Source organism: Parabacteroides faecalis (assembly GCF_022809355.1).
GTDB classification, from domain to species: domain Bacteria; phylum Bacteroidota; class Bacteroidia; order Bacteroidales; family Tannerellaceae; genus Parabacteroides; species Parabacteroides faecalis.
Genome location: NZ_JAKZMM010000001.1, coordinates 107,703 through 133,928, shown reverse-complemented (window position 1 = coordinate 133,928; position 26,226 = coordinate 107,703). Strand labels below are relative to the sequence as shown.

22 protein-coding genes are annotated in these 26,226 nt (G+C 42.3%); 10 read left to right on the top strand and 12 right to left on the bottom strand.

Going from position 1 to position 26,226, the window contains the following annotated elements; translation table 11 throughout:
- Positions 1 to 165: 165 nt before the first annotated feature.
- From MUN53_RS00565 to MUN53_RS00520, 10 genes are all read right to left on the bottom strand, one after another.
- Entirely contained in the window at positions 166 to 975 is an 810-nt protein-coding gene (locus MUN53_RS00565; protein ID WP_243322944.1) for a hypothetical protein, read from the bottom strand.
- A gap of 70 nt (positions 976 to 1,045) precedes the next feature.
- The gene (gene recN, locus MUN53_RS00560) at positions 1,046 to 2,710 is read right to left on the bottom strand and encodes a DNA repair protein RecN (RefSeq protein WP_243322943.1); all 1,665 of its coding nucleotides are present in this window, start codon (positions 2,708 to 2,710) and stop codon (positions 1,046 to 1,048) included.
- A 7-nt stretch (positions 2,711 to 2,717) separates the two neighbouring features.
- On the bottom strand, positions 2,718 to 3,575 hold the full coding sequence (gene porD, locus MUN53_RS00555; protein WP_243323009.1) for a type IX secretion system protein PorD: 858 nt from the start codon (positions 3,573 to 3,575) through the stop codon (positions 2,718 to 2,720).
- A 53-nt stretch (positions 3,576 to 3,628) separates the two neighbouring features.
- Positions 3,629 to 4,831 carry a bifunctional phosphopantothenoylcysteine decarboxylase/phosphopantothenate--cysteine ligase CoaBC gene (gene coaBC, locus MUN53_RS00550; RefSeq protein ID WP_243322942.1) on the bottom strand — a complete coding sequence of 401 codons (1,203 nt, stop codon included), beginning with the start codon at positions 4,829 to 4,831 and terminating at the stop codon, positions 3,629 to 3,631.
- A 12-nt stretch (positions 4,832 to 4,843) separates the two neighbouring features.
- Positions 4,844 to 5,614, bottom strand: a complete 771-nt coding sequence (locus tag MUN53_RS00545) for a 3'-5' exonuclease (RefSeq protein WP_022457272.1) — start codon at positions 5,612 to 5,614, stop codon at positions 4,844 to 4,846.
- A gap of 11 nt (positions 5,615 to 5,625) precedes the next feature.
- Positions 5,626 to 6,747 carry a DNA polymerase III subunit beta gene (gene dnaN / locus MUN53_RS00540; RefSeq protein ID WP_022457271.1) on the bottom strand — a complete coding sequence of 374 codons (1,122 nt, stop codon included), beginning with the start codon at positions 6,745 to 6,747 and terminating at the stop codon, positions 5,626 to 5,628.
- A gap of 162 nt (positions 6,748 to 6,909) precedes the next feature.
- Positions 6,910 to 7,062 (bottom strand): DUF4295 domain-containing protein, encoded by a 153-nt coding sequence (locus MUN53_RS00535; RefSeq protein WP_022457270.1) that lies wholly within the window; start codon positions 7,060 to 7,062, stop codon positions 6,910 to 6,912.
- 15 nt (positions 7,063 to 7,077) lie between these two features.
- A complete protein-coding gene (gene rpmG, locus MUN53_RS00530; RefSeq protein ID WP_005638127.1) occupies positions 7,078 to 7,266 on the bottom strand; it encodes a 50S ribosomal protein L33 in 189 nt (62 codons plus the stop codon).
- Between the two features lie 16 nt (positions 7,267 to 7,282).
- Positions 7,283 to 7,522 (bottom strand): 50S ribosomal protein L28, encoded by a 240-nt coding sequence (gene rpmB, locus MUN53_RS00525; RefSeq protein WP_022457269.1) that lies wholly within the window; start codon positions 7,520 to 7,522, stop codon positions 7,283 to 7,285.
- Positions 7,523 to 7,922: 400 nt separating this feature from the next.
- Positions 7,923 to 10,238: a family 20 glycosylhydrolase gene (locus MUN53_RS00520; protein ID WP_394803016.1), complete on the bottom strand. Its 2,316-nt coding sequence runs from the start codon at positions 10,236 to 10,238 to the stop codon at positions 7,923 to 7,925.
- A 356-nt stretch (positions 10,239 to 10,594) separates the two neighbouring features.
- Here MUN53_RS00520 and MUN53_RS00515 point away from each other — a divergent pair, with 356 nt between their 5' ends.
- The 10 genes from MUN53_RS00515 (at position 10,595) to MUN53_RS00470 (ending at position 22,815) form a co-directional block, all read left to right on the top strand.
- Positions 10,595 to 11,158, top strand: a complete 564-nt coding sequence (locus MUN53_RS00515) for a 3'-5' exonuclease (RefSeq protein ID WP_022457267.1) — start codon at positions 10,595 to 10,597, stop codon at positions 11,156 to 11,158.
- A gap of 2 nt (positions 11,159 to 11,160) precedes the next feature.
- On the top strand, positions 11,161 to 12,174 hold the full coding sequence (locus MUN53_RS00510; protein ID WP_243322941.1) for an N-acetylmuramoyl-L-alanine amidase family protein: 1,014 nt from the start codon (positions 11,161 to 11,163) through the stop codon (positions 12,172 to 12,174).
- Between the two features lie 10 nt (positions 12,175 to 12,184).
- On the top strand, positions 12,185 to 13,432 hold the full coding sequence (locus tag MUN53_RS00505; RefSeq protein WP_243322940.1) for an anaerobic sulfatase-maturation protein: 1,248 nt from the start codon (positions 12,185 to 12,187) through the stop codon (positions 13,430 to 13,432).
- Positions 13,429 to 14,541 (top strand): AMP-binding protein, encoded by a 1,113-nt coding sequence (locus MUN53_RS00500; protein WP_394803015.1) that lies wholly within the window; start codon positions 13,429 to 13,431, stop codon positions 14,539 to 14,541. Before MUN53_RS00505 ends, MUN53_RS00500 begins: the two co-directional genes overlap by 4 nt.
- A 23-nt stretch (positions 14,542 to 14,564) precedes the next feature.
- A complete protein-coding gene (locus MUN53_RS00495; RefSeq protein WP_243322939.1) occupies positions 14,565 to 16,529 on the top strand; it encodes a DUF3857 domain-containing protein in 1,965 nt (654 codons plus the stop codon).
- Between the two features lie 17 nt (positions 16,530 to 16,546).
- Positions 16,547 to 18,301 (top strand): DUF3858 domain-containing protein, encoded by a 1,755-nt coding sequence (locus MUN53_RS00490; protein ID WP_243322938.1) that lies wholly within the window; start codon positions 16,547 to 16,549, stop codon positions 18,299 to 18,301.
- A 381-nt stretch (positions 18,302 to 18,682) separates the two neighbouring features.
- The gene (locus MUN53_RS00485) at positions 18,683 to 20,218 is read left to right on the top strand and encodes a TldD/PmbA family protein (RefSeq protein ID WP_022457259.1); all 1,536 of its coding nucleotides are present in this window, start codon (positions 18,683 to 18,685) and stop codon (positions 20,216 to 20,218) included.
- Between the two features lie 27 nt (positions 20,219 to 20,245).
- The gene (locus tag MUN53_RS00480) at positions 20,246 to 21,565 is read left to right on the top strand and encodes a TldD/PmbA family protein (protein WP_022457258.1); all 1,320 of its coding nucleotides are present in this window, start codon (positions 20,246 to 20,248) and stop codon (positions 21,563 to 21,565) included.
- 222 nt (positions 21,566 to 21,787) lie between these two features.
- Entirely contained in the window at positions 21,788 to 22,234 is a 447-nt protein-coding gene (locus MUN53_RS00475; RefSeq protein WP_243322937.1) for a YhcH/YjgK/YiaL family protein, read from the top strand.
- The gene (locus MUN53_RS00470; protein ID WP_243322936.1) at positions 22,231 to 22,815 is read left to right on the top strand and encodes a GNAT family N-acetyltransferase; all 585 of its coding nucleotides are present in this window, start codon (positions 22,231 to 22,233) and stop codon (positions 22,813 to 22,815) included. The genes MUN53_RS00475 and MUN53_RS00470 overlap by 4 nt, the downstream gene beginning before the upstream one ends.
- 110 nt (positions 22,816 to 22,925) lie before the next feature.
- Here the strand turns inward: MUN53_RS00470 and pbpC are convergent, their stop codons facing one another.
- Together pbpC and MUN53_RS00460 are read right to left on the bottom strand one after the other, a co-directional pair.
- Entirely contained in the window at positions 22,926 to 25,241 is a 2,316-nt protein-coding gene (gene pbpC / locus MUN53_RS00465) for a penicillin-binding protein 1C (RefSeq protein WP_243323006.1), read from the bottom strand.
- A gap of 82 nt (positions 25,242 to 25,323) precedes the next feature.
- Entirely contained in the window at positions 25,324 to 26,226 is a 903-nt protein-coding gene (locus MUN53_RS00460; RefSeq protein WP_243322935.1) for a serine O-acetyltransferase, read from the bottom strand.

Genomic DNA, 26,226 nt, shown 5'->3' with positions numbered 1-26,226 from the left:
TTTACTATTACAGGTTGCCTGTTTTTCTACTTCATACAAAAGTATTCTTATCTCAGCAAACCTCAAAATCTTTTCCTTAGTATTTAAAAATAAAACTCCTGAGAATCGATTTCAAAAGTAACGAGATTTGAAAATGATTCTCAGGAGTTTTATAATTATCATAAATCAGGCTTTACGACCTACACCTCTGATTCCGGATTTACGGTCGCTGTCGCTGCTATTTTTATGTCCGGAATATCTGCCGGAACCTTTGGAAGGATGATCCTTTTTATGATCTTTATCCTGTTGATAAGAAGGACCTTTTGACGGTTTCTCCGGTCTGCCGGACGGCCTTCCTTCATGAGCCGGAGGAACAGGCCTTCCTACTGGCGGCCGAGGAGCAACGGGCTTTTCTGGCCGAACAGGTTGATGATGAGGTGGCCTTGGTGCCGGCTTATGTGGTGGCGGAGGCGGTGTCGGACGGGAATATTTGCCGGGATACCAACCGTGGGCATCGAAATGGCAAACCCAATTTCCCTTGGCATAAGTCCAGTTCCCTCTCCAATACGAATCTTCATACCAGTAACAGTTTCGTGTGGGATGATAGTTCGGATAATGCGGGTTATCATACCAACCGATATAATCGTGAATCCGTTGAGGAGTTTCCCGAATATAATATACATACAGTTCAAATTGACGGGGTGAAAGAATCCGTTGTAGTTTCCGGTCTCTCTCCATACGCAGACGATAGATAATCTGAGCTGAATGATCCCAATACCGGCAATCTTTCAGAGCCTCGTGTTCTATCTTTCGACCATATTTATGAATGATCTTATGATACTCTTTGGCTGCCCAAGGAGATAGATGTAATGTCTGTTCCATCCAGCGACATTCACGACACGTCGGGGCATTCCATTCAAAATGAATCCAGAATTGACTATAAGCAGGTAAACTAAATAGCAATACCAAAAATCCTATCCAAATTAATCGTTTCATAGCTTACTCTCTTTAAAAGTGAATAATAGGAAATTCTTTTAGTAATAAGACCTGACAATAGTCCGAAAGTTTATCGTCCTTTCCTTAATAAATCTTTGGCATTTGCTAAAGATGCTTTCGTCAGCGATGCACCGCTCAGCATCCGGGCTACTTCGTTGATTCGTTCTTCATCCGACAGGCGTTTGATTTGTGTAGCAGTGCCATCTTCCCGATCTTCCTTATAAACAAAGTAATGAGCTGAACCTTTTGCGGCAATCTGAGGTAAATGGGTAATGGCAAAGACCTGCATCTTCGAGCCTAAATCCTGCATGATATTTCCCATCTTGTCGGCTATATCGCCTGAAACTCCGGTATCTATTTCATCAAATATAATGGTTGGTAAAGCTGTAAAACCAGCAATCATGGCTTTGATACACAGCATTAATCGGGAAATTTCACCACCTGATGCTGTTTGAGCTACGGGTTGTAACTCTCCATTCTTGTTGGCTGAGAACATGAAACAGATATCATCCATTCCTTCAGCTTCCGGTTCCGGACGGGTAGTCATATCTACCTGGAAACGGATATTCGGCATTCCCAATGGCGAAACCATTTTCACCAGCTGTTCTGCAATCGTATTTGCCGCTACTCTCCGTTGAACACTTAAAACACCTGCCTGCTGCAATAACTCGGCATGTGAAACCTCTAATTGCTGATTCAAGTCTTCAATCAACTGATCGTATGAACTGATTTCACTCAATTGTTTCTCATATTGTTCCTGCAGTGCCAATAGTTCGTCCACACTCGAAACCCGGTGTTTTTGTTCCAACGTATAAATCAAATTCAACCGGTCATTAACCCATTCCAGACGCCCGGGATTAAATTCAATGTCTTCCTTCTGACTGTCTGCTTCTGAAGCCAAGTCGTTCAGGTCAATATAGGCAGATCGCAACCGTTCAGCAAATTCTTTGGCTTTCGGATAATAGCGCTCCAATCCGTCAGCCAACGACAAGGCTTCTTTAATCAATTGGACACTACCCATTTCTTCACCATCCAGCAATTCACTTATTTTATATAGCGAACCTTTTATTTCTTCTGCATGGGATAAAGTCTCCTGTTCCTGTTCCAGTTCTTCCTGTTCGCCGGACGAGAGAGATGCTTCTCTCAATTGATCCAGTTGGAAGCGGATGTAATCTTCATCCTGTTTACTCTGTTCCGCTTTCTGCAACAACGCTTTCAATTCCCGTTTTAAGCCTTGGTAACGCAAGAATTCTTTTTTATAGAGAATCAGCAGAATATCATTTTCGGCCATGACATCCAAGACTCGCAATTGGAAACGGCTGTCACCCAACAGTAAATTCTGATGCTGGGAATGAATATCAATCAGTCGGTTTCCCAATTCTTTCAGGATAGAAAGAGAAACGGGTGAATCGTTGACAAAAGCACGGGATTTTCCGGAAGAAAAGAGTTCTCTCCGCAAGATACAGCTTGAAGCGTCGTACTCCAGATCGTTTTCAAGGAAAAATGGCTCGAGCTGATATTTGGAAATATCGAATGAAACTTCAATAACACATTTGTCTGCTCCCTTTTTGATACTTTTCCCGTCAGCCCGTTGTCCTAGAACTAACGATAAAGCTCCGAGAATAATGGATTTTCCGGCACCGGTTTCACCTGTAATGACTGAAAAACCTTTATCAAATTGAATATCCAGGCTGTCAATTAAGACAAAGTTCCGGATAAATAATGAATTCAGCATAGTTCTATTACTTTTGCAATGATTCCAGGCGCTTGGTTTCGGTCGGATACAATTCATATAGTAATTTATATCCTTCCTGTTTTTCCTGCGTAGTCGCCTTTGAATAAATCAGGACCAATTCGTCTAATTTCGCATCCGAGAATACACGCATGATCACAGATGTCGGACGGGCACTTTTTACTTCTTTCAGAACCGGCAAAGCCTCAATAATCGTAGTTCTTCCCCGATCCGGATTACCAGCCATTTCATCCAAACCTTTCCGATGATACGTGTACCAGAAATTCCGGAACTTCTCTGATGTATTGTCGGTCAAGGCCGTAATCAATCCATGTCGGTTGTCATCTTTGTCGAAAGCTTTCCAGCCACTCCATGTGCCCTGAGACTGAGCCATGTTGACGATTTGCTGGGCTCTCTCGAAATAAGCTTTGCCTCCAAGCGGAGAAAAACTGTCAAAATCGAGTCCCAAGATAACATAAATGTAGAACATCACCGTTGCAGTCAGATTACTGCTTAACGAGTTCTCATTATATTCCAATTGTTCAAACTGGGCATATTCGAAATCAAGCTCCGTGTCCCGATAATTGAATAGCGTAGTCAGATAAGAGGAATTATACACCGGCCGGGTAGCCTGTACCTGGATTTCTCCTTTATAACTATTGTCGGATTTCTCACTCAGGATGATAGTCATTGAACAATCGATCCGTTCGTTGACAGCAAACGTGGCGTCAGTCCAGCGTCTGTTATTGACAAACTCGGTCAATGCCGTCTGCAAAGTCGTAAAAACCGATTTGTCCGTTCCCTGTATCTTGTCACTGTTAATAGTGATGCGGGCATTCAACTCTCCGTTGTTCGACATTTGTGCCATCGCAGAGACTGAACATATTCCTGCTACCAACAATCCCAATAGTTTTCTTCCTCTCATTTCAATCGTGAAACTAACTTATTAATAATATCTACAGCTACCTCCTGTTTACTCTTCAACGGATATTCAGTCAGTGTTCCTTCTTGATCCAGAATCGATATTTTGTTTGTGTCACATCGGAAACCGGCGCCCTGATCACGCAAAGAATTCAATACGATAAAGTCCAAATTCTTTCTCTTTAGCTTATCGGTTGCATGATGCACTTCATCCGATGTCTCCAGAGCAAAACCGACCAATATTTGGTCTGCCATCTTTATTTGTCCTAAAGATGCGGCAATATCCTTATTCGGAACCAGCTTTAACGTCATCTCTCCTGTCGATTCCCGTTTGATCTTTTCTGCAGAAGTCATCTCGGGTCTGTAATCAGCAACCGCTGCACATAAGATGGCTGCATCGACCGAAGGAAAGACATCCATGGCACATTGGTACATCTCTTCTGCCGATTCGATGGAAATCCGATGGATTGACGGGTGTTTGGCCTGTAAGGAAACCGGACCACTCACCAGAAATACTTCTGCCCCACGTGCTGCACACGCTTCAGCCAAAGCATATCCCATTTTCCCTGAAGAATAATTTCCTATAAAACGGACCGGATCTATCTTTTCATACGTCGGACCGGCAGTTATTAAGATTTTTTTATCCTTTAATGTCATCGACTCATCAAAGAAGGTTTCCAGTGTAGCTACAATTTTGTCGGGTTCCTCCATGCGCCCTTTTCCAACCAGATGACTGGCCAGTTCACCTTCGGCTGGTTCTATAATATGGTTGCCGAATGAGCGGAGTCGATCCAGATTCTGCTGTGTCGTCGGATGGGCAAACATATCCAAGTCCATGGCTGGAGCAATGAATACGGGAGCTTTACAAGACAAATAAGTTGTCACTAACATATTATCTGCAATACCATTTGCCATCTTTCCAATGGTAGAAGCGGTAGCCGGTGCAATCAACATCGCATCAGCCCATAATCCCAGATCTACATGACTATGCCAAGAACCGTCTCGATTGGAAAAGAACTCACTGATGACCGGATTACTACTCAATGCCGATAAAGTTATCGGGGTGATGAATTCTTTTCCGGCCGGAGTGATAACAACTTGTACTTCTGCCCCTTTTTTGACCAATGCCCGAATAATATAGGCAGCTTTATAAGCCGCAATACTTCCGGTAATTCCTAAGATGATATGTTTTCCTTTCAGCATACAAATCAGACTTTATTTTGCATTAAATCCGCGCAGTTTGATTTCTGTCAGTTTCTGCTTGGTGTTTAACGGGAAATCTCCGTTCATCATCCAACTGTAATAAGCCGGTTCTTGTTTGAGAACTTCTTCAACCAGGCGACCTTTGTACTTACCAAAATTGAATACTTCCTGATTCTTTTCATTATAAACCATCCGGCCGGCAAAATCAACGTTGTTGGTGAAGCTGGAGAATTCAGATAAAAATGTCACATCATTCTTCAATTCCGGATAACGATCCAGCTGGGCTTTCAAAACCTCATAAGTGGCCATCGTATCAGCTGCCGCCGTATGTGCATTCTCAAGTGATTTCTGACAATAGAATTTGTAGGCAGCAGCCAACGTACGTTGTTCCATTTTGTAGAAAATAGTCTGCACGTCAATAAATTTTCTTCGTGTCAGATCGATATCAACGCCGGCACGCAAGAACTCTTCTGCCAAGAGAGGAATGTCAAAGCGATTTGAATTGTATCCGGCCAGATCGCACCCTTCGATTTGGGCAGCCAATTGTTTGGCTACGTTCTTAAACAACGGGCAATCCTTTACATCATCGTCTGTAATGCCATGAATAGCTGTAGAAGCCGGTGGAATCGGCATTCCCGGATTAATACGCATGGTTTTACTCTCTTCTTTTCCGTTCGGAAAAACCTTAACATACGATATCTCTATGATGCGATCCTTGACAATATCAATTCCGGTTGTTTCCAAATCAAAGAAAACCAACGGATTTTTCAGATTCAATTGCATAGTATAACGCTTTAATCGTTCAACATCATTGGCATCAGCAAGGTCAATAAGTCCTCATTTTCCTCATTTACTTCCGGTACGATAACACCTGCACGAGAAGGATCTGCCAACTCGAATACAATTGATTCCGAACTGATGTTGCTTAGAATTTCAATTAGATAAGTAGAGTTGAAACCAATACTTAATTCCGGACTATTATATTGACATGGAATATGTTCTTCTGCAGCGATCGAGAAATCGATATCCTGACCAAAAATAGTCAGCTCATTGGTCTTTAATTGTAACTTGATCAAACTGCTTGACTGTGAAAAGACAGAAACACGTTTCAGGGCAGTCAGGAAAGATACACGGTCGATCGTTACCTTATAAGGATTTTCCTGTGGAATAACGCTATTGTAATTCGGATAACGTCCTTCGATCAACCGGCAAACCATCTCAAAGCTGTCACTGATGAAATGCGCATTGTTTTCATCGAATTTGATCATTGTTACGCCTTCGTCTTTCGACAGAATATTTTTAAGCAGATTGGCCGGTTTCTTTGGTAAGATAAAAGCTGCCCGTTGTTCACTCTTTACTGAGAAATTACGCAAACGAATCAGCTTACGGCCATCTGATGCAACGAAAGTCAAATTATCAGGCTGGATATCAAAATAAACACCATTCATCACCGGACGTAATTCATCATCTGCCGTAGCAAATAACGAACGGGAGATGCCACTTAGCAGCGTCTTGCTATCCATGGTCATGGAAATGGCATTTTCTTTCAACGGTTTCTGCTGAGGATATAAATCACCTCTGGCTCCGATGAAGTTATATTTTCCATTCTGGAAATAGATAAAGATTTCCAGATTCTCGTCATTAATATCAAAAGTCAAGGGCTGTTCCGGCAACTCCTTCAACGGATCAAGAATGTTTTTGGCAGACAATGCAAAAACACCTGAACCTTGTGCGTTCATCACCTGTACAGTTGTTACCAAACGTGTTTCTGAATCAGCTGCTGTAATTGTCAGCATATCTCCTTCCAGACTAAAGAGAAAGTTGTCCAAAATGGGCAATGAATTTTTCGCAGCAATTACCTTGCTCGCCACTTGCAGACGAGAAGACAATGCAGTACTTGAAACATCAAACTTCATAGTATATGTGTTTATATTTTACATCCGTTATAAGTACCGTATAAGCCTGTTGCTTTGTACGGCTCAAGACACAAAGTTAAGGATTAATTTGGGAACAAAAAAGAGGCTTTCTCCCTTTTTGGCGGGAAAAAGCCTCTTTTCTTATTTCTTTATCCTCAAGAATTATTTGCTGAAATAATCTTTAACAGCTTCATTCGGGATCATTTCTTCCTGGAAGATGTAAGCACCGGTTTTCGGAGACTTTACCATCTTGATTACTTTAGAGAAAGTACGTCCATCACCTTTCTTAAATGTTGCAACTGCTTTCTTTGCCATTGTTTAAATCTCCTATTACTTAATTTCTTTATGTAAAGTCATCTTCTTCAGAATCGGATTGTATTTCATCAATTCCAATCGCTGAGTTGTATTCTTTCTGTTTTTAGTAGTGATATAACGAGAAGTACCCGGCATACCGCTGTCTTTGTGTTCAGTACATTCTAGAATAACCTGAACTCTGTTTCCTTTTGCTTTCTTTGCCATTGTTTAAATCCTCCTATTAAGCGTTTAAATAACCCTTTTCAGCAGCCATTTTAATAGCAGCATCCAATCCTAATTTGTTAATTGTACGCAAGCCTGCTGCAGAGATCTTCAGGCTAATCCAGCAATCCTGTTCTACCCAATAGAACTTTTTTGTAAACAGGTTAACATCAAACTTACGTTTCGTTCTTCTCTTAGAGTGAGAAACGTTGTTGCCAACCATTGCTTTTTTTCCGGTAATTTGACAAATTTTAGACATCTCTATCTTCTTTTTATTACATGTAATGATTCGAAAAATAATCTCTATAAAGAAAAAGACCTGCACGCCTCCTATGACATACAAATCGTATTTCTTTTTCTCAGAAACTTCTTTTCTGAACTAGCATCACGAACAGAGCGGAAGTGTTTTCTTGGATAGCGGTTATTTACCGCTTACGGGGTGCAAAGGTATAAATAAATTTAATATTCTCACAACTTCTCTCTAAAAAAATCGACAAAAAGAATAAAAAATCAGTCCTTTAGCCTTTACTTATTGTTTTCAGAGAGTTGTTTAAGCAGATTAATTAGGCTATTGACAAGGATTTATCCTTCTTCTCTTAAATCAATACTTAAACAACTCTCTGTTTTCATGATTAACTGGGACGTAATGCCCGATTCAATCAATAAGCATATATTCCTGTATTTACATCCATCTTCTTTCCGGATGGATCATATACGTTGAGTTGCAGCAATCCACCGTTATAATCAAAGTATTGTACTTCTATTGGATGCAAGCCTTTCGCCAGTGCTCTTTGTCCGGATATTTCGGCCGGAGCATGAGGCCCGTCGTTGTTCACGACGATTTCATCGTCAATCTTCAGAATACTTCCGTCGTCCGAAAGCAATGAGAACGTATAAACTCCTTCAGCCGGAATATTAATGTAGCCTTTGATTACTAATCCGATATCTCCTTTCACTTCCGATGGAATCGTTACATCTGTGATTTCGAATGTTTCTTTTGCCGGAATCTTTTGAATGGCAGCACACGAGTCAAAACGTCCTTCGTGCCATGTAGCCTGAAGTCCGGTCTTTTGTGGCTGGGCATTGGCATCAGCCGGAGCATATTCCTGCTTTATGTAACGGGTACGGAAGATATCTCCTGCCTTTCCGTTTGCTTTAAAAGTACGGAAGACATAATCGGTGGATTCGTTTATTTTCATCGGTCCTGTATAAGCCGGCGATTCCAATGTTGGTATTGTACCATTTGTGGTATAATGGATTTCCACACTTGGATCTGCGCATGTAACACAAACGTTGGTTTCTCCAACGAAGGCATTGACAGCATGGAAACCTTCCAAATCCGGAGTACGATAATTTACATCCAGTATATTCAAACGTTCGAATTGACCGATCATGCGTTTTTGGAAATCATCCCAGTAACACATATCCGGATTGCTCCATGTTTTCTCCGCCAGTGCCATTACCCGTGGGAAAGCCATATAGTGCATTCGTTCACGAGACGGAATCCATTCGCACCAGATATTTCCTTGAGCGCCTAAGATCAGACTACGCTGTGCCTCGCTTAAAGAATCAGGAGCCAGCACATATTCATAAAGGTTTCTGACGGATTTACGATCTTGTTGTACATCCAGATAGAAATTTGCATTCGGACAATAAATAGCCTGATTTCCCTGGGCCGTTGCTTCCGGCAACGATTGCGGATACCAATTGCGCCACCACATAATAGTTGCCGTTTCTGAAAGTCCACCTTCCAATATTTCATCCCAACCGATCAGATTCTTGCCGTGTTCGTTGAAGAAGTGTTCCATATAATGAACAAACCACGATTGCAATTCTTCTTCGGTCTTTAATCCTTCTTCTTTCATCCGTTTCTGGCAGTCCGGACATTTCTTCCAATTCGTTTTTTCTACTTCATCCGCTCCCAGGTGAATATATTTATAAGGGAACAGAGGAATGACCTCGGCGTAAACGTTTTTACAGAACTCTAAAGCCGATTCTTTTCCCGGACAAACCGGCGATGAAAACGTCTTTCCCCAGCCCGTTTGTGCAAAGCAGGAAACACCGCCATAGTTACTGACTGCTGCCAGCATGTGCCCCGGCATATCAATTTCTGGTATCACGTCAATTCCGCGAATACCGGCATATCTGACGATCTCCTTGATTTCTTCCTGTGTATAAAAGCCTCCATACAAAGTGTCTCCCTGAACGATACGCAGCTTCTCGGCGGGAATCTCAAAATCAGAGTTGTCTTCAGCTTGGGCCCGACGCATACATTCCCGGTCTTGCGAATTAAACGGACGCCACGCTCCTTTTTCAGTCAGCAGCGGATATTTCTTGATTTCAATACGCCATCCCTGGTCGTCTGTCAGGTGCCAGTGAAATTTATTTAGTTTGTAAAGAGCCATCAAATCGAGCAATTCCTTCACTTCATCCGGAGAATAGAAATGACGGGAAACGTCCAGCATCACACCTCTCCAACTGAAACGAGGCTCGTCTGTAATGGTTACGGCAGGTAAAGTCCAGGTATTACCCGGCAGTTCCGTCATTGATTCAATCTCGGCAGGGAAAAGCTGGCGAATTGTCTGGATTCCGGCAATAAAGCCTCCGTAATTACCCGATGAAATCGTAACCTTTTTCTTGTCTATGTGTAGAGAATAGCTACCTTCCTTCGGAGAAAAGCTGTCGGCCAACGACAATTGGATATCTCCTTCCTCTCCTTCCTGGATGGATAAATGATAGCCTGTTGAACGATTTAGCAGCGATGATAAGTACTCGGCCGCAGGCATTAATAATTTGTCTGAAATACCAATCGTCATTCCGTCTTTCAATAGAAACGAACCGGATTCCTGGGTGATGGAACTGGGCAAAGGAATGATGTTGATCTCCGATACCGATGTGTCCGATGTACTTGTACACGACATATTGGCCAATAATGCGCCAGCCAGCGTGCAAGCATAGAAAAGTCTTTTATACATTTTAATTTGTGTTTTAGGTTGTTTGCAAACTTACTGATTAATCTTGGGATAACCTCGCTTTTTGACTAAAAAACGTCCAAGATAATCTGAAACAGACTTTTTAATTCTATTCCGGCTCACTGGGAAAGATACAGAAATTACCGGTAATTCTTTAGTTCACGCCGTGAACTACTTAATCCGCGTCGTGAACTAAGTAATCCACGGTGTGAACTAAGTAATCCGCGACGTGAACTAAAGAATATCTCGGCGGTTTTCCAACTTTCATGTACGATCCGGATACTTTTCCGCCGGACAAAAAATACTTTATCCTAAAAATATCTGTATCTTTGTTCCGCACATATAATAATGTATAGAAGATGAAAATACTCTTTTTTGATCTGGAAACGACCGGGATTCGTTATTGGCGAAACGGGATTCATCAAATCAGTGGTGAAATTGTAATTGATGGAGAATGCAAGGAATCCTTTAATTTCCATGTCCGTCCGAATCCTCAGTGTGATGTTGATGAAGAAGCATTGAAAATATGCCACGTAACCAAAGAACAGATATTTGCCTATCCTCCGATGGAGGAAGTCTACAAGCAGTTCACGCAGATGCTTTCCAAATATGTCGATAAATATGACCGTAGTGACAAGTTCTTTTTGGCCGGTTACAACAATGCTTCGTTCGACAACTATTTCCTGAAAGCGTTTTTCGTTCAGAACGGAGACAATTACTTTTATTCCTGGTTTTGGGTAAACTCGATTGATGTGATGGTCTTGGCTACCCAACATTTATTGGAAGAACGCCATAAGATGCCCGACTTCAAACAAGAAACAGTAGCCCGTGCGTTAGGAATCGAGCTTGAATCCGACAAGCTGCATAATGCTTCGTATGATATTTATTTAACCCGGGAAATTTATAAACGCCTCATAAAATAAAGATGAAACACAAATACATTATATTATTGATCTTACTTTTCTTTGTGCTTCCAGCAAACTTGGGAGCACAAGAAAAAGCCTATCCCAAAAATGGAGAAGGAATCGAACTCTTTCTGAAACGATTCAACCGGACAGGCAGTTATTATCAGAAAGAATTTATCCGGCTTAACAAATCAAAGTTAGGCAGAAACAATATGCTGATCACCGGTGTCAAATACACCATTCCTCCATTGAAGAAGGATGAACAACCGGTGAAATCGGAATCGACTTCGAAACGGCGCAAAGGATATGAGCCTTTATTTGGAAAAAACTTAGCTTCCTACAACGTTGAATCTAACGAATTGAAAGGAGCTTGCTTTTATCTGGTTAGCGGACATGGCGGACCAGATCCGGGAGCTATCGGAAAAATGGGAAATCATGAACTGCATGAAGATGAATACGCCTACGACATTATCCTCCGCATTGCCCGAAACCTGATGATACGCGGCGCCAAAGTACATATCATTATCCAAGATGCAAAAGACGGTATTCGTAATGATATGTATTTAAAGAACAGTAAACGGGAGACTTGTATGGGGGAAGCTATTCCTCTCAATCAGGTCCGTCGCCTGCAACAACGTTGCGACAAGATCAACCAACTGAATAAATCGGATAAGGAAAGTTATAAAAGAGCATTGTTCATTCATGTTGACAGCCGAAGTCGGAGCAAACAGACCGATGTCTATTTCTATAATACCGGTTCGAGAGCCAGTCGGAACTTAACCAATACGATGAAGAATGTCTTCCAACGTAAATATGCTCATCACCAGCCGGGAAGAGGTTTCCGTGGAACAGTCAGCAAACGAGATTTGTTTGTATTACGGAATACAACTCCAGTGGCTGCCTTTATCGAATTGGGAAACATCCAGAACAAATATGACCAGCAGCGGATTGTATTGAGCAATAACCGTCAGGCTTTGGCCAACTGGATCAGTGAAGCATTTGTTATTGATTACAAGAACTACAAGAAAAAATAAAATCGAAATCATGAGTAACATTTCACCTTTCGCACGACCTGTGTATGTCATGCTGAAACCTGTTGGTTCGGTATGTAACCTGGCTTGCGACTATTGCTATTATCTGGAGAAGGACAAACTTTATCCGGATGTCAAGAATCATATTCTGACAGACGAACTACTGGAAAAATTCATCCAACAATATATGGAATGCCAGACGATGCAGGAAGTCCTGTTTACCTGGCATGGCGGAGAAACATTGATGCGTCCGATCAGTTTCTACCGGAAAGCACTGGCTTTGCAACAGAAATATGCCAAAGGCAGAAGAGTTGACAATTGCATTCAGACGAACGGAACCTTGTTGAACGACGAATGGTGCCGTTTCTTCAAGGAAAACAACTTTCTGGTGGGTGTGTCGATTGACGGTCCGCAGGAGTTTCACGATGAATACCGGAGAAACCAGCAGGGTATGCCTTCCTTTTATAAAGTCATGAAAGGAATAGAGCTTCTCAAGAAACATGGCGTGGAATATAACGGAATGGCTGTCGTAAATGATTATAATGTAGATTATCCATTAGAGTTTTATCGTTTCTTCAAAGAGATAGATTGTCATTATATCCAGTTCGCTCCTATTGTTGAACGTCTGGGCTTTCATGCCGACGGTACCAAATTGACGTCTCCCGAGCAGCAGGATGCAAGCATTAAGTTGGCTCCTTTCTCGGTTGATCCCGGCAAATGGGGCGACTTCTTGTGTGCCTTGTTTGATGAATGGGTACAAAAAGATGTAGGAAATTTCTTCATTCAGATTTTTGATGCGACTTTAGCCAATTGGGTGGGTGTGCAACCGGGCGTTTGTTCGATGGCAAAGACCTGTGGTCATGCCGGAGTGATGGAATTTAATGGCGACGTATATGCCTGCGATCATTTCGTTTTTCCTGCCTACAAACTCGGAAATATCCGGACACAGACATTGACAGAAATGATGTACAGTCCGAAACAGCTGCAATTCGGTGCTGATAAGTACGAAAAACTTCCGCAAGTGTGCAAACAATGTGAGTTTTTGTTTGCCTGCAACGGAGAATGCCCGAAGAACCGTTTCCTGCATACTGCCGACGGTGAGTCCGGACTCAATTACTTATGTAAAGGTTATAAGAAATATTTTGCCCATGTGGCTCCATTTATGGATTTCATGAAGAAAGAACTGCAGGCCCAGCGCCCACCAGCCAACATCATGGATCATATCCGTATGGAGAATGGGAATATAATACTGAAAGCATGATGAAAGATAGTAAACAGCAGGCTTCTTGGCAAGCCTGTTCATTTATAATGGAAGGAAAGACCTTTTCTATGGAAACTTATAGAAAAGGTCTTTCCTCTTTTCCAGATAATCCCTATCAGGAATTGTTGCAGTTTCTGGATGAATGGTTCGACGAATCTCCTACGCTGCGTGTCTTTACTTCCGGTTCTACCGGAACGCCCAAAGAACTGCTTGTCCGGAAAGAACAGATGATGAACAGTGCACGTATCACTTGCGAAGCCTTACATCTTCAAAAGGGAGACAAAGCGTTGCTATGTATGCCACTCCGATACATTGCCGGCAAGATGGTCGTCGTAAGAGCTTTGGTTGCCGGTTTGGAACTCATTGTCCGAGAACCTTCCGGTCATCCGTTGGCAGATGTCAACGAACATCTCCGGTTTGCCGCTATGATTCCATTGCAAGTATTTAATTCGTTGTCGGTGCCCCAGGAAGCCAGCCGACTGGAAGATACGGATATCCTTATTATTGGTGGAGGAGCTATCGACAAGCAACTGGAAACAGCCTTGCGGAAAATGAAGAATACGATTTATTCTACCTACGGAATGACCGAAACGCTTTCTCATATTGCACTGAGAAGACTGAACGGAACAGAGGCATCTGAACGCTATACACCTTTCCCTTTGGTATCCATATCGTTATCCGCTGATCATACATTAGTCATTCATGCTCCACAAGTCTGCGATGAAACGCTTGTCACCAACGACGTTGTAGAACTGTTTCCAGACGGAACTTTCCAGATTATCGGTCGGAAAGATAACATAATCAATAGTGGAGGTATAAAAATTCAAACAGAATGTGTAGAAAAGACACTACGTTCTATTATTTCTGTTAACTTTGCCCTAACAGCGGTTCCGCATCCGAAGTTTGGGGAAGCTTTGGTTTTATTGGTAGAAAAAGACAATGAGAAGAAGATTGATCCCAAAGAATTGGAAGGACAAGTCAAATCTGTCCTACCGAAATACCAACAGCCTAAGCAAATTCTTTGGATAGAAGCTCTTCCCCTGACACAGACAGGTAAGATCAGTCGGGCGGAATGTCGGAAACTCGCCGCAGAACTTGTACATTATTAACTTTTAATTATTAGTTGAAAGAGATGAAATATTTACCAATTGTAACGCTCTCTATGCTGTCATTCGCTTCTGTTGCCTTGGCTCAGAGCGGTGAAAGCTGCCAGGCTCCGCAAGATCCGACATTAGAGAATCCGGCATTTGCAGGTTATGACTGCATTACTTTGCTGGACAGTACAGCTGTTTCCGTTCAACCAACCGGTTCCGGATCATTTGCTGTTTATCGTAAGTTTAAAGTACAAACACCAGCCGGTGGTGTGGCCAACCATGTTATCAAATACGATTATGATCCGTTGACAGCCTTTGCCGAATTCAAACAGGCAACGATCTACCGGGCTAATGGTGATGTAGTCAATGTTGATATTACTCAAGCTTGTGATTATGCGGCTCCTGCCCGTGCTATTTATTGGGGCGCCCGTCAAATTATGTTGGAACTGGGCCGTCTGGAAGCAGGAGATGTCGTTGAATATGAAATCAGCAAGAAAGGATTTACCTATGCTTTGCTGACAGGTGCTGAAGACGATGAGTCCCGTTTCATTCCTCCTATGCGCGGACAGTTCTATGATATCGTTCCGTTTTGGGTTTCTGAGCCAACCGTTCGTAAAGTTTACAAGCTGAGTATTCCGATGGAAAAGGAAATCCAGTTTGAATTCTTCCAGGGAGAATGTGCTTCTTCCATGCATTACGAGAATGGCCGGAAATCTTATACCTTTACTCTCGAGAATGCTCTTCCGACAAAACGGGAACCCAATATGGTTGACTTGTTTGATGCGGCTCCTAAGCTCATGTTGTCTTCTACACCCGAATGGAAAGACAAATCTCTTTGGTTTAATAAGGTGAATGAAGACTATGGAAGCTTTGAACCAATACCGGAAGCCCAGAAGAAAGTAGATGAACTGATCAAGGGGAAGAAAACGGAAATGGAAAAGATCGCGGTCCTGACTCACTGGGTTGCTGATAACATCCGTTATTCCGGTATCTCAATGGGAAAAGGCGAAGGTTATACCTTGCATAACCTGAAGATGAATTATACCGATCGTTGCGGCGTTTGTAAAGATATTGCCGGTACGTTGATTGCTTTCTTACGTATGGCGGGTTTCGAAGCTTATCCTGCTATGACAATGGCTGGCAGCCGGGTAGAAAAGATTCCGGCAGACCATTTCAACCACTGCGTGGCAGTCGTTAAACTTTCGAATGGAACATATATTCCTCTTGACCCGACTTGGGTTCCGTTCGTTCGTGAATTATGGAGTAGTGCCGAACAACAACAGAATTATCTGCCTGGTATTCCGGAAGGTTCCGACTTATGTGTAACTCCGGTTTCTGCTCCTGAAAATCATTACTTCCGGATGAAAGCTAACAACAAGCTGGATGCTAACGGAACGTTGCGTGGAGAACTGATTGTTACTGCCGAAGGACAATCTGATTCCAACGTGCGCAGAGTATTTACAACCGGATGGCAAAGCGATTGGAAGAACAGCATGGAAAAACAGTTGCTGGCTGTTTCTCCTAAAGCCAAATTAATCAGTGTAGATTGGGGAAAAGATCCGGCAGATTATCAGGCAGCTCCTATCCGATTGGTTTTCCGTTATGAAATTCCTGACTATGCCATTAAGGGAGAAGATGCGTTATTGATCAAACCGTTGGTCATGAATAACCTTTATAATTCGGTTAAGAGTTTCTTACGAATTGATACAAGCCTGGAAAAGCGTGAATTCGGTTTCAAAGATGCTTGCTCTCGTTTGGTTGAACAAGATGAAACCATTCAGTTGCCGGCCGGATATTCATTAAGTAACGTTTCTAAGAGTGATGCGAAACAAAGCCAGGCAGCCGACTTTGAAGGCTCACTGAAACAGGAAGGTGATAAAATCGTTTTGCACCAAAAGCTGGCTCTCAAGAAACGTGTATATGAAGCTTCCGACTGGTGTGGATTCCGGGAAGCCGTTAATGGATTCAAATCATACGGAGACTATTTAGTAATCAAGAAATAACTCTAATCAATACAACTATGACTAACTTGATCAATAAAATTATATGTCTTCTTATTGTATTAGGAACAGCCATCTCTGTTTCTGCGGCTCCTGAAGCCGAATTTAAGAAGCTTATCAAATCATGGACATTGAATACGGATGGAAGCCAGGAGTTCCACTATAACATGGAACTTACCATCTATTCTTATCTGGCTATGCGAAGTTTATATGGAGAATCATTTATCCAATACAATCCGGAATACCAGACACTGAAGATCAATTCTTCTTTTACCAAGCAAAAGGATGGTACGATTGTCAAGACTCCAGATAACGCTTTCGTGGAAGTTCTTCCCCGTTCTGCTGCAGACGCTCCAGCCTATAATCACTTAAAAGAAATGGTAGTTGTTCATACAGGTTTGGAATTGGGAGCTACGATTTATCTGGATTATACGATTACAACGAAGGCGGGTTATCTGCCGGGATTGGATATCTTCGAACCGATTCAACAGGCAAGTCCTATCAAGGAATATTCTCTTTCTGTGACTGTCCCGGTTGACAAAGACTTATCGTACAGTTTGGCTAATCCGCAGGTAATGGCTAAAGTGAATGTAGAAGAAGGCATGCGGACAATCAGTTGGAAGTTGAAGAATGTAAAACCGGCTTCGTTGGCTCCTATGCAACGTATCGAGTCGGGCGACATGCAATATCTGGCTTGCTCCACATTCGAGAATAATAAAGAAGCCTTGAATTATCTGTTTGGTCAGTTTGACCGTCCGGAAAGTATGCCGCTGATTTCTTTGGCAGAAACACTGACGGAAGGGAAAAATACCGATACAGAAAAATTACAGGCTATTCATAGCTTTATTGTCAATGATTTCGCACATAGCCGTTTGTCATTAAGTGAAACGGGATATCATATTCGTCCGGCCGAAGATGTGATTCGGAGTGCCTATGGAACAGATGCAGAACTGATCAATCTGTTGTATGGACTTTTGTCGGCTGCCAAGATAGAAACAAAGGTTTGTGCTGCCTATCCGGTAAAAGATCCTCAGGAATGTTCTATTCTGAAAGCCGTTCGGCTTTTTATCCAGGCTAAAGCCGACGGACAGACTTATTTATTGACTTCCGGTAGCTCGAAGATGAGTGAAATAGGTTGGATTGCCGATTATTGTGATATACGGGATCTGAAGACAGGCGAAGAGGTAGATCTGACTCCTTGCTCACCGAATCTTTCTTACGATGTAACGATGAAATTGTCGGATAAAGAAGTAGTATCCAGCATCAAAGCAAATATTCCATCTGCTTTTGTGGCTTATTCAGACTCAAAGGCAACTGCATTTTCTGCAGGAGACAAGAATGCTTCCGTCAGTCAGAAGGAAAATGTGATCACTGTCAATTATCAGACAACCGGCAAAGTCGAATCTGTTCCGGGGTATTATCTGCTTCGTTTGCCTGATTCTCCGGCAGGCGTTGCTCATCAGCCGTATGCTTCTTTCAACAGCACACGCGACTGCAATCTGTTTTTACCGTATGCGCCCAACGAAACTTATACATATACAATCGAAGTACCTGCCAATATGGAATTAAGTACTCCGACTGCCGAGAAAAACATCTCGAATGCAGCCGGTAATTGCATCCTTTCTATCAAACAGACAGGTAATAAGGTAGAAGTTTCACGTAGCCTGAAAATCAATTCGAATCTTATCAAACGTGCCGATTATCCAGCCTTCCATGCTTTAATGGCTGCTTGGGCGACGATGAACGACACGCCAATCTTGTTCAAACAGAAATAATCTGTTCTTTTTATCTACTGGCAAGAGTATCTATATCCTGAGCAGGATTGTATGATCTCTTGCCAGTATTTATTTCTAAAAGCCACATGAAAATAGTTCGTTGATAACGAAGAAATCTTTATTCGCCCAGGGCGAACATATATTCAGCATGGGCGATTATATATTCAGCGTTGGTGAACATATAATCAGCGCGGGCGAACAAAATAAAATTCATCTGTTCTTTCATAAAACAATACTTAGGTGAAAATTTACTGAAGTGTTGACATTATCCTATTCCGAAATAATCTCATCAAGTTGTCTATACTTCCTAATATTTTTCCATTTTAAATTGCTTATCTGCCAATAAAAATGTTTCTTTGCATATGCAAAAAATGGACAGTAATGAATATTAATCGTAGAGATTTTATCAAATCAGGAGGAATGCTTGTGCTAGGATCATTAGTTGCCCCCTCGTTTTTGGCAAGTTGTACATCGCCAGAAGCAACAAAGGCTGCAGGAATAGCCTTTGGAATGAATCATTTTAAAGTATCAGAGAGTGATTTAAAGAAAGTTTTGGCTGCCGCTTTGGAAAAAGGTGGCGATTATGCTGATTTGTTTTTCGAACACACATTAAATAACGGAATTCAGTTGCAAGACGGAGCCGTGAATAATGCACAATCGAATATTGATTTTGGTATGGGTGTCCGCGTTTTGTCAGGCGACCAAACCGGATATGCCTATGTAGAAAACATTACCCTCGACGAAATGTTGAAAGCGGCGCGCACAGCAGCCCGCATTGCCGATAGTAATAATACGAACAAGAACGTTGCTGCATTGACAGAAGTTAAGCCCAAAGGTTCGTACTACGATGTGCAGGCTCCGTGGGAATCTTTTACCGTGAAAGACAAAATGCCGTATTTGCAAAAGTTGAACGACAAGATTTTTGCACTCGACAAACGTGTCCATAAAGTAAGAGCTTTCCTGAGTGATTCAACATCCCATATATTCTTCTGTAACACGGAAGGACAAATGTATTATGACTATCGTCCGATGTGTTCTTTGTCCGCAGTTTGTATAATGGAAGACAACGGACGGATTGAGAATTCGTATGCATCTCGTTCTTATCGGATGGGAACAGAATTCCTGACAGATGAACTGCTGGATACATTGGCTAAAGAAGCTGTAGAAAAGACTTCTATCCTATTCCAGGCAATCAAGCCTAAAGGTGGTGAAATGCCGGTGGTAATGGGTGCCGGAGGTTCAGGTATTCTGTTACATGAAGCCATCGGTCATGCTTTTGAAGCCGATTTTAACCGGAAAAAGACGTCTATCTTCTCTGACTTGTTGAATAAGAAAGTATGTGACGAGCATATTAATGTAGTAGATGACGGAACAATTCCTTTCAACCGTGGTTCTGTAAACATTGATGATGAAGGAATAGAAGGTCAAAAGACGTATATCGTACATGAAGGTATTCTGACCAGTTATCTGCACGACCGGATCAGTGCTAAGCATTATGGAATCCAGTCAACAGGTAACGGACGTCGTGAGAACTTCCGTCAGATTCCGATTCCTCGTATGCGTGCTACCTATATGGAAGCGGGTAATGTTACGGAAGAAGAAATCATTGCATCGGTTAAGAACGGTATCTACGCCAGCAGCTTTACGAATGGTCAGGTACAAATCGGTGCCGGCGACTTTACATTCTTCGTTAAAGACGGTTATCTGATTGAGAACGGAAAACTGACACAGCCGATCAAAGACATCAACATCATTGGTAACGGTCCGAAAGCTTTGGCCGATATTACGATGGTTGGAAACAACTATAAGATGGACGATGGAACTTGGACGTGCGGTAAAGATGGCCAGTCTTGTCCGGTAACCTGTGGTATGCCTTCTGCATTGGTAAGTAAGCTGACAGTGGGTGGTGAAAACTAAAGTAGAACAACTCAAAAGAAGAACATCATGATTACAAATGAAAATAAGAAACTGGCACAATGGGCCATGGAGTATGCCTTGAAGAATGGTTGCCAGGCATCAAAAGTAAGCTTGTACAGCGGTTCAAGTACTTCGTTCGAAATCAGAGATATGAAAATAGACCGCTTGCATCAGGCTTCAGAAAACTCTTTGGTTGTACAGTTGTATGTGGATGGCCGTTTCGGTTCGTTCTCAACCAATCGTCTTGATAAGCAGGAACTGGAAAAGTTTATTAAAGACAATATTGATGCTACACGTTTTTTGGCAGAAGATAAGGCTCGGACATTACCCGATGAAAGCCGCTATTATAAAGGAGGAAAACCGGATCTGCAGTTGATCGACCCGAATTTTGACAATATTCAGCCAGACGACAAGAAGAATCTGGCGTTGAAGACTTGTGAAGAAATGATGGGAAAAGATGAACGCGTCATTTCTGCTTCAGCTTCCTATGGTGATGAAAAGGACTTTAAGTATATGATCACCAGCAACGGTTTTGAAGGTGAAACTTCTGCTTCATCCTTTAGTCTGGTTGGAAGTGTAAGTATCAAAGGAGAAGGTGAAGCCCGTCCGGAATCTTACTGGTATGATTCGGCTCTTTACTATGACCAGATGATTAAAGAAGGAATCGGAACGAAGGCTTTGGAAAGAGTATTACGTAAACTGGGACAGAAGAAGACAAAATCAGGTCGTTATGATATGATTGTCGATAACATGAATTCAGCTCGTTTGCTCTCTCCTATTATGGATGCGATTGATGGTGCTTCTATCCAACAGAAGAATTCATTCCTGATTGATAAGTTGAATCAGAAAGTATTAGGCGATAAAGTGACGTTGAAAGACGAACCGCATCTGATTAAAACTCCGGGTGCCCGTTATTTCGATAACGAAGGTGTGGCTACTCAACCAATGTCTATCTTTGAAGGCGGTGTATTAAAGACTTATTTCATCGACACCTATCGTGCCAATAAGATGGGCATAGATCCGACGATTTCTTCGGCTTCTATCTTGACAATTGATATGGGCGATAAAGATTTGGAGGCATTGATTGCCGGAGTTAACAAAGGTATTCTGGTGACAGGCTTTAATGGTGGAAACTGCAATAGTACTACAGGAGACTTCTCTTATGGTATTGAAGGATTCCTCATTGAAGGAGGCAAAATGGTGCAGCCTATTTCAGAAATGAATGTAACGGGTAATATGCTGAAGTTATGGAATCAACTGGTTGAAGTAGGAAATGATCCACGCCAGTCTTCCAGCTGGAGAATACCAAGCTTACATTTCGAAGGAATTGATTTTAGTGGTCTCTAATGAATAAATGATTCGAAGTTAATTACCCTCTTCTTCGACGATTATCGCGTCAGGAAGAGGGTAAATTATATCCCTAGACCTTGACTTTGCCAGCTTTTAAAGAGTATTATTCAGAATAACATTCTTAGAGAAAAAATAGGTTCATTTACATATTTCCGGATAGTATTTAACAATAGAAAGTCCGACTTTTGTCGAGTAATAATTATCAAATCAACTTATATTATGATTCAAGCTTCATTAAATGATACCAAACGGATTGAGGGCATCAGTCCCCTGTTTGCCAAAGCATTCGAATATATAAAGAACACGGATTTCTCAAAGATGGAAGACGGACGTCACGATATTGAAGGTGATGATTTGTACGTCAACATCCAAACATTTAATGGTAAAAACGCCCAAGATGCTTCTATTGAGATCCATAAAAAATACATTGACATTCAAATCCCGTTATTAGGAGTAGAACAGATTGGCTGGAAAGCAACTTGCGACTTGCTGGAAGAAGCTTCGCCTTATAATGAAGAACAAGACATTGCTTTCTTCATTGATAAACCAACCACTGTAACCCGTATATATCCGGGACAATTTGTTATCTTCTTCCCGGAAGATGGTCATGCACCCGGTATTGGTGAAGGCATGATTCGTAAAATAGTAGTGAAGGTAAAGATATGAACGCTTTCCGGTTTAGAAGAGCGACAGAAGACGATGCTGCCCAGCTCCTGACAATTTATGCGCCCTATGTGGTGGACAGTGCTATTTCCTTTGAATATGAAGTTCCGAGTGAAGAAGACTTCAAACAACGGATTCGAAGTATAGCTGCCGAGTATCCTTATTTTGTCTGTGAAATGAATGGTCAGATCATCGGTTACGCTTATGCACACCGTCACATGGAACGGGCAGCTTACCAGTGGAATGCTGAAATATCCATTTACATCCGGCAAGGATTCACCGGAAAAGGTTTAGGAAAGAAAATGTGCCAGACATTGATTGAATTGCTTCGTTTGCAAGGTATCCGGAATGTATTCAGTTGCGTGACGATCCCGAATGAGCGGAGTGTTCATTTGCATCAAAGTATGGAATTCTCGACGGAAGGAATCTTTCAGCAGGCCGGTTACAAATGCGGAAAATGGCAAACTATCGCCTGGTTTCGGAAGAATATAGCACCTTATACGAATGAGCCTGCACCTTTCCTGCCTATTAGTCGGATCGCTCCACAACTGATTGATGAAATACTGGAGAAAAGTTGTTTATAACACTTTTCCAACCATATCCTATTAACGAAGTCCAATCCTGCTTGTTCAGGGTTGGACTTCTTATCTATGTTAACCTTTCATATCTCGATATAGTGTCTCTGATAAGATGCCTATTTGCGTACCTCAAACAAGATACTTCGGCGGTTCCCGTCTTCGTCCAGCAAAGTCAGTATATGATTTCCGGGTTCGATAAGGCAAGCCATCTGATGTATCTGACGTGTTTCACCCAGATATACATCATCTAAGTGCCAATACAAAGTGGCGTCGGACCGGGCATGGGTTGCTCTCATGACAACTTTCTCCCGCTCTCCCGAAAATCCTTTTGGCAGGTAGAGTACTGCCTGGTGTTCAGGATAAAGGATAGCAATTTGCCGGGATTGATCTTCTTCACATCCCGGTTTCAATGGTGGTAACGCTTGATATTCGACGTGGTAATTCTTATAATAATAAGCCTGTGCCGGTGGCAACACAAACCACGAACGTTCTTGCATCCGGCTTACTGATTCGCAGGAGCTGTTCACACGGTATTGGCCGTCTTGAGAAAGATGAACGATACGATGATAAGGACACACCGCTGTGGCTATGCCTGTACGTGGAATATAAACCGTATCCACTTCGTCACAAATAGCAGATGCTTTATGTCCGCTTTGCCGACAAACAGCTATCTCTTCCAATTCATCATACGGCTGGTCAAACCAAGGAACATCTGGCAATAAGGAATAAATATCAAATAAAATAGGTGCGGCATATCCTACTCCCGTTAAACCACTGCGCCCTTCACCAGTTGCATTGCCAACCCAAACACCTACGACATAACGAGGAGTCACGCCGATGGCCCAGGCATCACGCCCACCATAGCTTGTTCCTGTCTTCCAAGCCACCTGTTTCATCGATGAGAATTGTTGCCAGTCGGCCTCTTCTTCCGGACGATTCAGCCCCGACATCGCTTCGAACATAAACCACAAAGAGGCGTATGATAAAAGAGATTCGTCAGCCAGTCGAGTATCCGTTACAGAACGAATCGGTTTCTTTTCCTCCACAGGATATGCTGTCAACGGATGAATATCTGAACGATCATATCGTCCGTTGTATGAACGATAATGACTCAACATACGGGCTAACGAAGCGTACATACCTGATAAATCCCATAAAGAACCTTCTGCTCCACCCAAGATGAGCGATGCCCCGTAATGATCTTCCGAAAAACGCAAGGTTGTCATACCCAATCGTTTCAGCAGCGACATGAACCTTCCGGTATTATATTGTGAAAGCATCCGGACCAGCGGTACATTTAGCGAACGCTCAATCGCTACATGAGCTGGCACTGCCCCATAAAATGTCTTATTAAAGTTCTGAGGCGTGAAACCATTAATATTCAAAGGTGTGTCGGCAATCAAGGTGCCCGGTAAGATAAGTCCATCGTTCAGCATGGCCGCATAAAGGAAAGGCTTCAATACACTACCCGTACTGCGTGGAGAAGTAATAACATCCACTTGGTAACCATGACCGATTGTCATATTCTGGTCTGTCACATTTCCTACATAGGCTAAGATCTTGCCAGACTCGACATCGGCGACTAAAGCGGCAGCATTATAAATATGATTAGAACGATAGTCGGCTACATATCGATTTACCAGCCGTTGCACTTGCTGTTGTAATGTAGGATCAACCGTCGTATGAATTCGGTTCTCTTGCTTTTCTATAGCAAGCCTTTCCAATAAATGCGGAGCCTCGTTTGGTAAAGGTAATGGCTTTTCAGGCAAAGTTTCCATACAAGCCAATTCGTACTCTGTTTTATCCAGAATATGCTTCTCATAAAGACGCAAGAGCAACTTGTCACGTTTCTGTTTCAGTTCCGCCCGATTCCGTCCGGGATGAATCAGTGCAGGAGAATTCGGAAGTACTGCCAATGTTGCCTGTTCGGCCCATGACAAATCTTTCGCCTCACGGCCGAAATAGCGCCAGGCAGCTGCTTCGATTCCCACAACATTTCCTCCGAATGGCGCATTTGATGCGTACATCCGTAAGATCTCCGCCTTACTGTAGGAACACTCCAGATAAAGAGCCCACAGCATTTCTATGACTTTTTGTCCAACTGTACGCGATTGATTGCCTCGGGCAATCCTGGCCAACTGCATTGTAAGCGTACTACCACCACTCACTACTCGGCTTTGTGTCAGATTTAACTGCACAGCCCGCATCAAAGCAAAAGGATCAACTCCCGGATGATGCCAGAACCGTTTGTCTTCATATTGTGTCAGGCAAACGGCAAACTTTTCTGGGACTTCCGAACCTGAAGGAAAACGCCATTGCCCATCAGAAGCAATTCGTGCGCCCAATAATACTTCTCTTCCTGAAGTCTCTGTCGTATATAAAAGCGTGGAATAAGGTTTAGAGATAAGTGGTTTTGGTATCCACAAGTGCATCAAACAAATCCAAAGAATGAGTGCACAAAAAACAAGTTGCAAGGAATACTTATTCTTTGTATACCACTTCAGACAACGAACTTTATAAAGCATGGAAATTATCTTCAACTACCCGAGATTGTACAATCTTTGATCCAGGAGGAACACTGTGTGTTAACCAAATATTACCTCCAATAATAGATCCTTTACCAATAGTAATCCTTCCTAAAACGGAGGCATTCGAATAGATTGTCACATCATCCTCAATAATCGGATGTCGTGGTACGTCCATTGGCAGACCTTCATCATCCAAAGTAAAGCTCTTGGCTCCTAAGGTCACACCTTGATATAGACGAACATGATTCCCGATAATGGCAGTCTGACCGATCACAATACCTGTTCCATGGTCCATACTGAAATACTCTCCAATACAAGCTCCCGGATGAATATCAATGCCAGTCTTGGAGTGAGCCATTTCAGTTATAATACGAGGCAATACGGGAATTCCTTGTACATACAATTCGTGCGCTACCCGTTGGTGCAACATGGCTAAAATAGCCGGATAACAAAAGATAATCTCACTAACACTTTTAGCAGCCGGATCACCGTCTAAGATTGCCTTCACATCTGTCGATAACAGATACTTCACATGAGGAATCCGATTGATAAAAGCCATAGCCATATCAGATGCTTTTTGCTTCATCGAACAAGCACAATCATCTTTCTCAAAGCATAAGCCATAATAGATCTGTTCATGAAGCAGATCATATATCTGTTCTAAGTAGACCCCTAAATAATAAGGTAAAGATTCCTTACGGATCTCTTGAACATCATCAAAGAAACCAGGGAAAATGACAGAACGAAGTAAATTCATCAAGGATTGTATTCGTACGACCGAAGGCGAAGGTTTCTGATGTAAAGGGATGTATTTATACTCTGGAGCATCTACCCTAGATAATAACGCAACATTGTTTTGTATTTCCTTTAATACTTCTGTTCTATCCAT

Bases quoted from the DNA above. Each gene is read 5' to 3' on its own strand.
- MUN53_RS00565 (WP_243322944.1), bottom strand. From the start codon at position 975: ATGAAACGATTAATTTGGATAGGATTTTTGGTATTGCTATTTAGTTTA.
- MUN53_RS00545 (WP_022457272.1), bottom strand. From the start codon at position 5,614: ATGCAATTGAATCTGAAAAATCCGTTGGTTTTCTTTGATTTGGAAACA.
- MUN53_RS00495 (WP_243322939.1), top strand. From the start codon at position 14,565: ATGAAATATTTACCAATTGTAACGCTCTCTATGCTGTCATTCGCTTCT.
- MUN53_RS00490 (WP_243322938.1), top strand. From the start codon at position 16,547: ATGACTAACTTGATCAATAAAATTATATGTCTTCTTATTGTATTAGGA.
- dnaN (WP_022457271.1), bottom strand. From the start codon at position 6,747: ATGAAGTTTGATGTTTCAAGTACTGCATTGTCTTCTCGTCTGCAAGTG.
- porD (WP_243323009.1), bottom strand. From the start codon at position 3,575: ATGGCACAAATGTCGAACAACGGAGAGTTGAATGCCCGCATCACTATT.
- MUN53_RS00475 (WP_243322937.1), top strand. From the start codon at position 21,788: ATGATTCAAGCTTCATTAAATGATACCAAACGGATTGAGGGCATCAGT.
- MUN53_RS00520 (WP_394803016.1), bottom strand. From the start codon at position 10,238: ATGTATAAAAGACTTTTCTATGCTTGCACGCTGGCTGGCGCATTATTG.
- MUN53_RS00535 (WP_022457270.1), bottom strand. From the start codon at position 7,062: ATGGCAAAGAAAGCAGTTGCAACATTTAAGAAAGGTGATGGACGTACT.
- rpmG (WP_005638127.1), bottom strand. From the start codon at position 7,266: ATGGCAAAGAAAGCAAAAGGAAACAGAGTTCAGGTTATTCTAGAATGT.
- rpmB (WP_022457269.1), bottom strand. From the start codon at position 7,522: ATGTCTAAAATTTGTCAAATTACCGGAAAAAAAGCAATGGTTGGCAAC.
- MUN53_RS00485 (WP_022457259.1), top strand. From the start codon at position 18,683: ATGAATATTAATCGTAGAGATTTTATCAAATCAGGAGGAATGCTTGTG.
- MUN53_RS00515 (WP_022457267.1), top strand. From the start codon at position 10,595: ATGAAAATACTCTTTTTTGATCTGGAAACGACCGGGATTCGTTATTGG.
- recN (WP_243322943.1), bottom strand. From the start codon at position 2,710: ATGCTGAATTCATTATTTATCCGGAACTTTGTCTTAATTGACAGCCTG.
- MUN53_RS00505 (WP_243322940.1), top strand. From the start codon at position 12,185: ATGAGTAACATTTCACCTTTCGCACGACCTGTGTATGTCATGCTGAAA.
- MUN53_RS00500 (WP_394803015.1), top strand. From the start codon at position 13,429: ATGATGAAAGATAGTAAACAGCAGGCTTCTTGGCAAGCCTGTTCATTT.
- MUN53_RS00480 (WP_022457258.1), top strand. From the start codon at position 20,246: ATGATTACAAATGAAAATAAGAAACTGGCACAATGGGCCATGGAGTAT.
- MUN53_RS00470 (WP_243322936.1), top strand. From the start codon at position 22,231: ATGAACGCTTTCCGGTTTAGAAGAGCGACAGAAGACGATGCTGCCCAG.
- MUN53_RS00510 (WP_243322941.1), top strand. From the start codon at position 11,161: ATGAAACACAAATACATTATATTATTGATCTTACTTTTCTTTGTGCTT.
- MUN53_RS00460 (WP_243322935.1), bottom strand. From the start codon at position 26,226: ATGGATAGAACAGAAGTATTAAAGGAAATACAAAACAATGTTGCGTTA.
- pbpC (WP_243323006.1), bottom strand. From the start codon at position 25,241: ATGCACTTGTGGATACCAAAACCACTTATCTCTAAACCTTATTCCACG.
- coaBC (WP_243322942.1), bottom strand. From the start codon at position 4,831: ATGCTGAAAGGAAAACATATCATCTTAGGAATTACCGGAAGTATTGCG.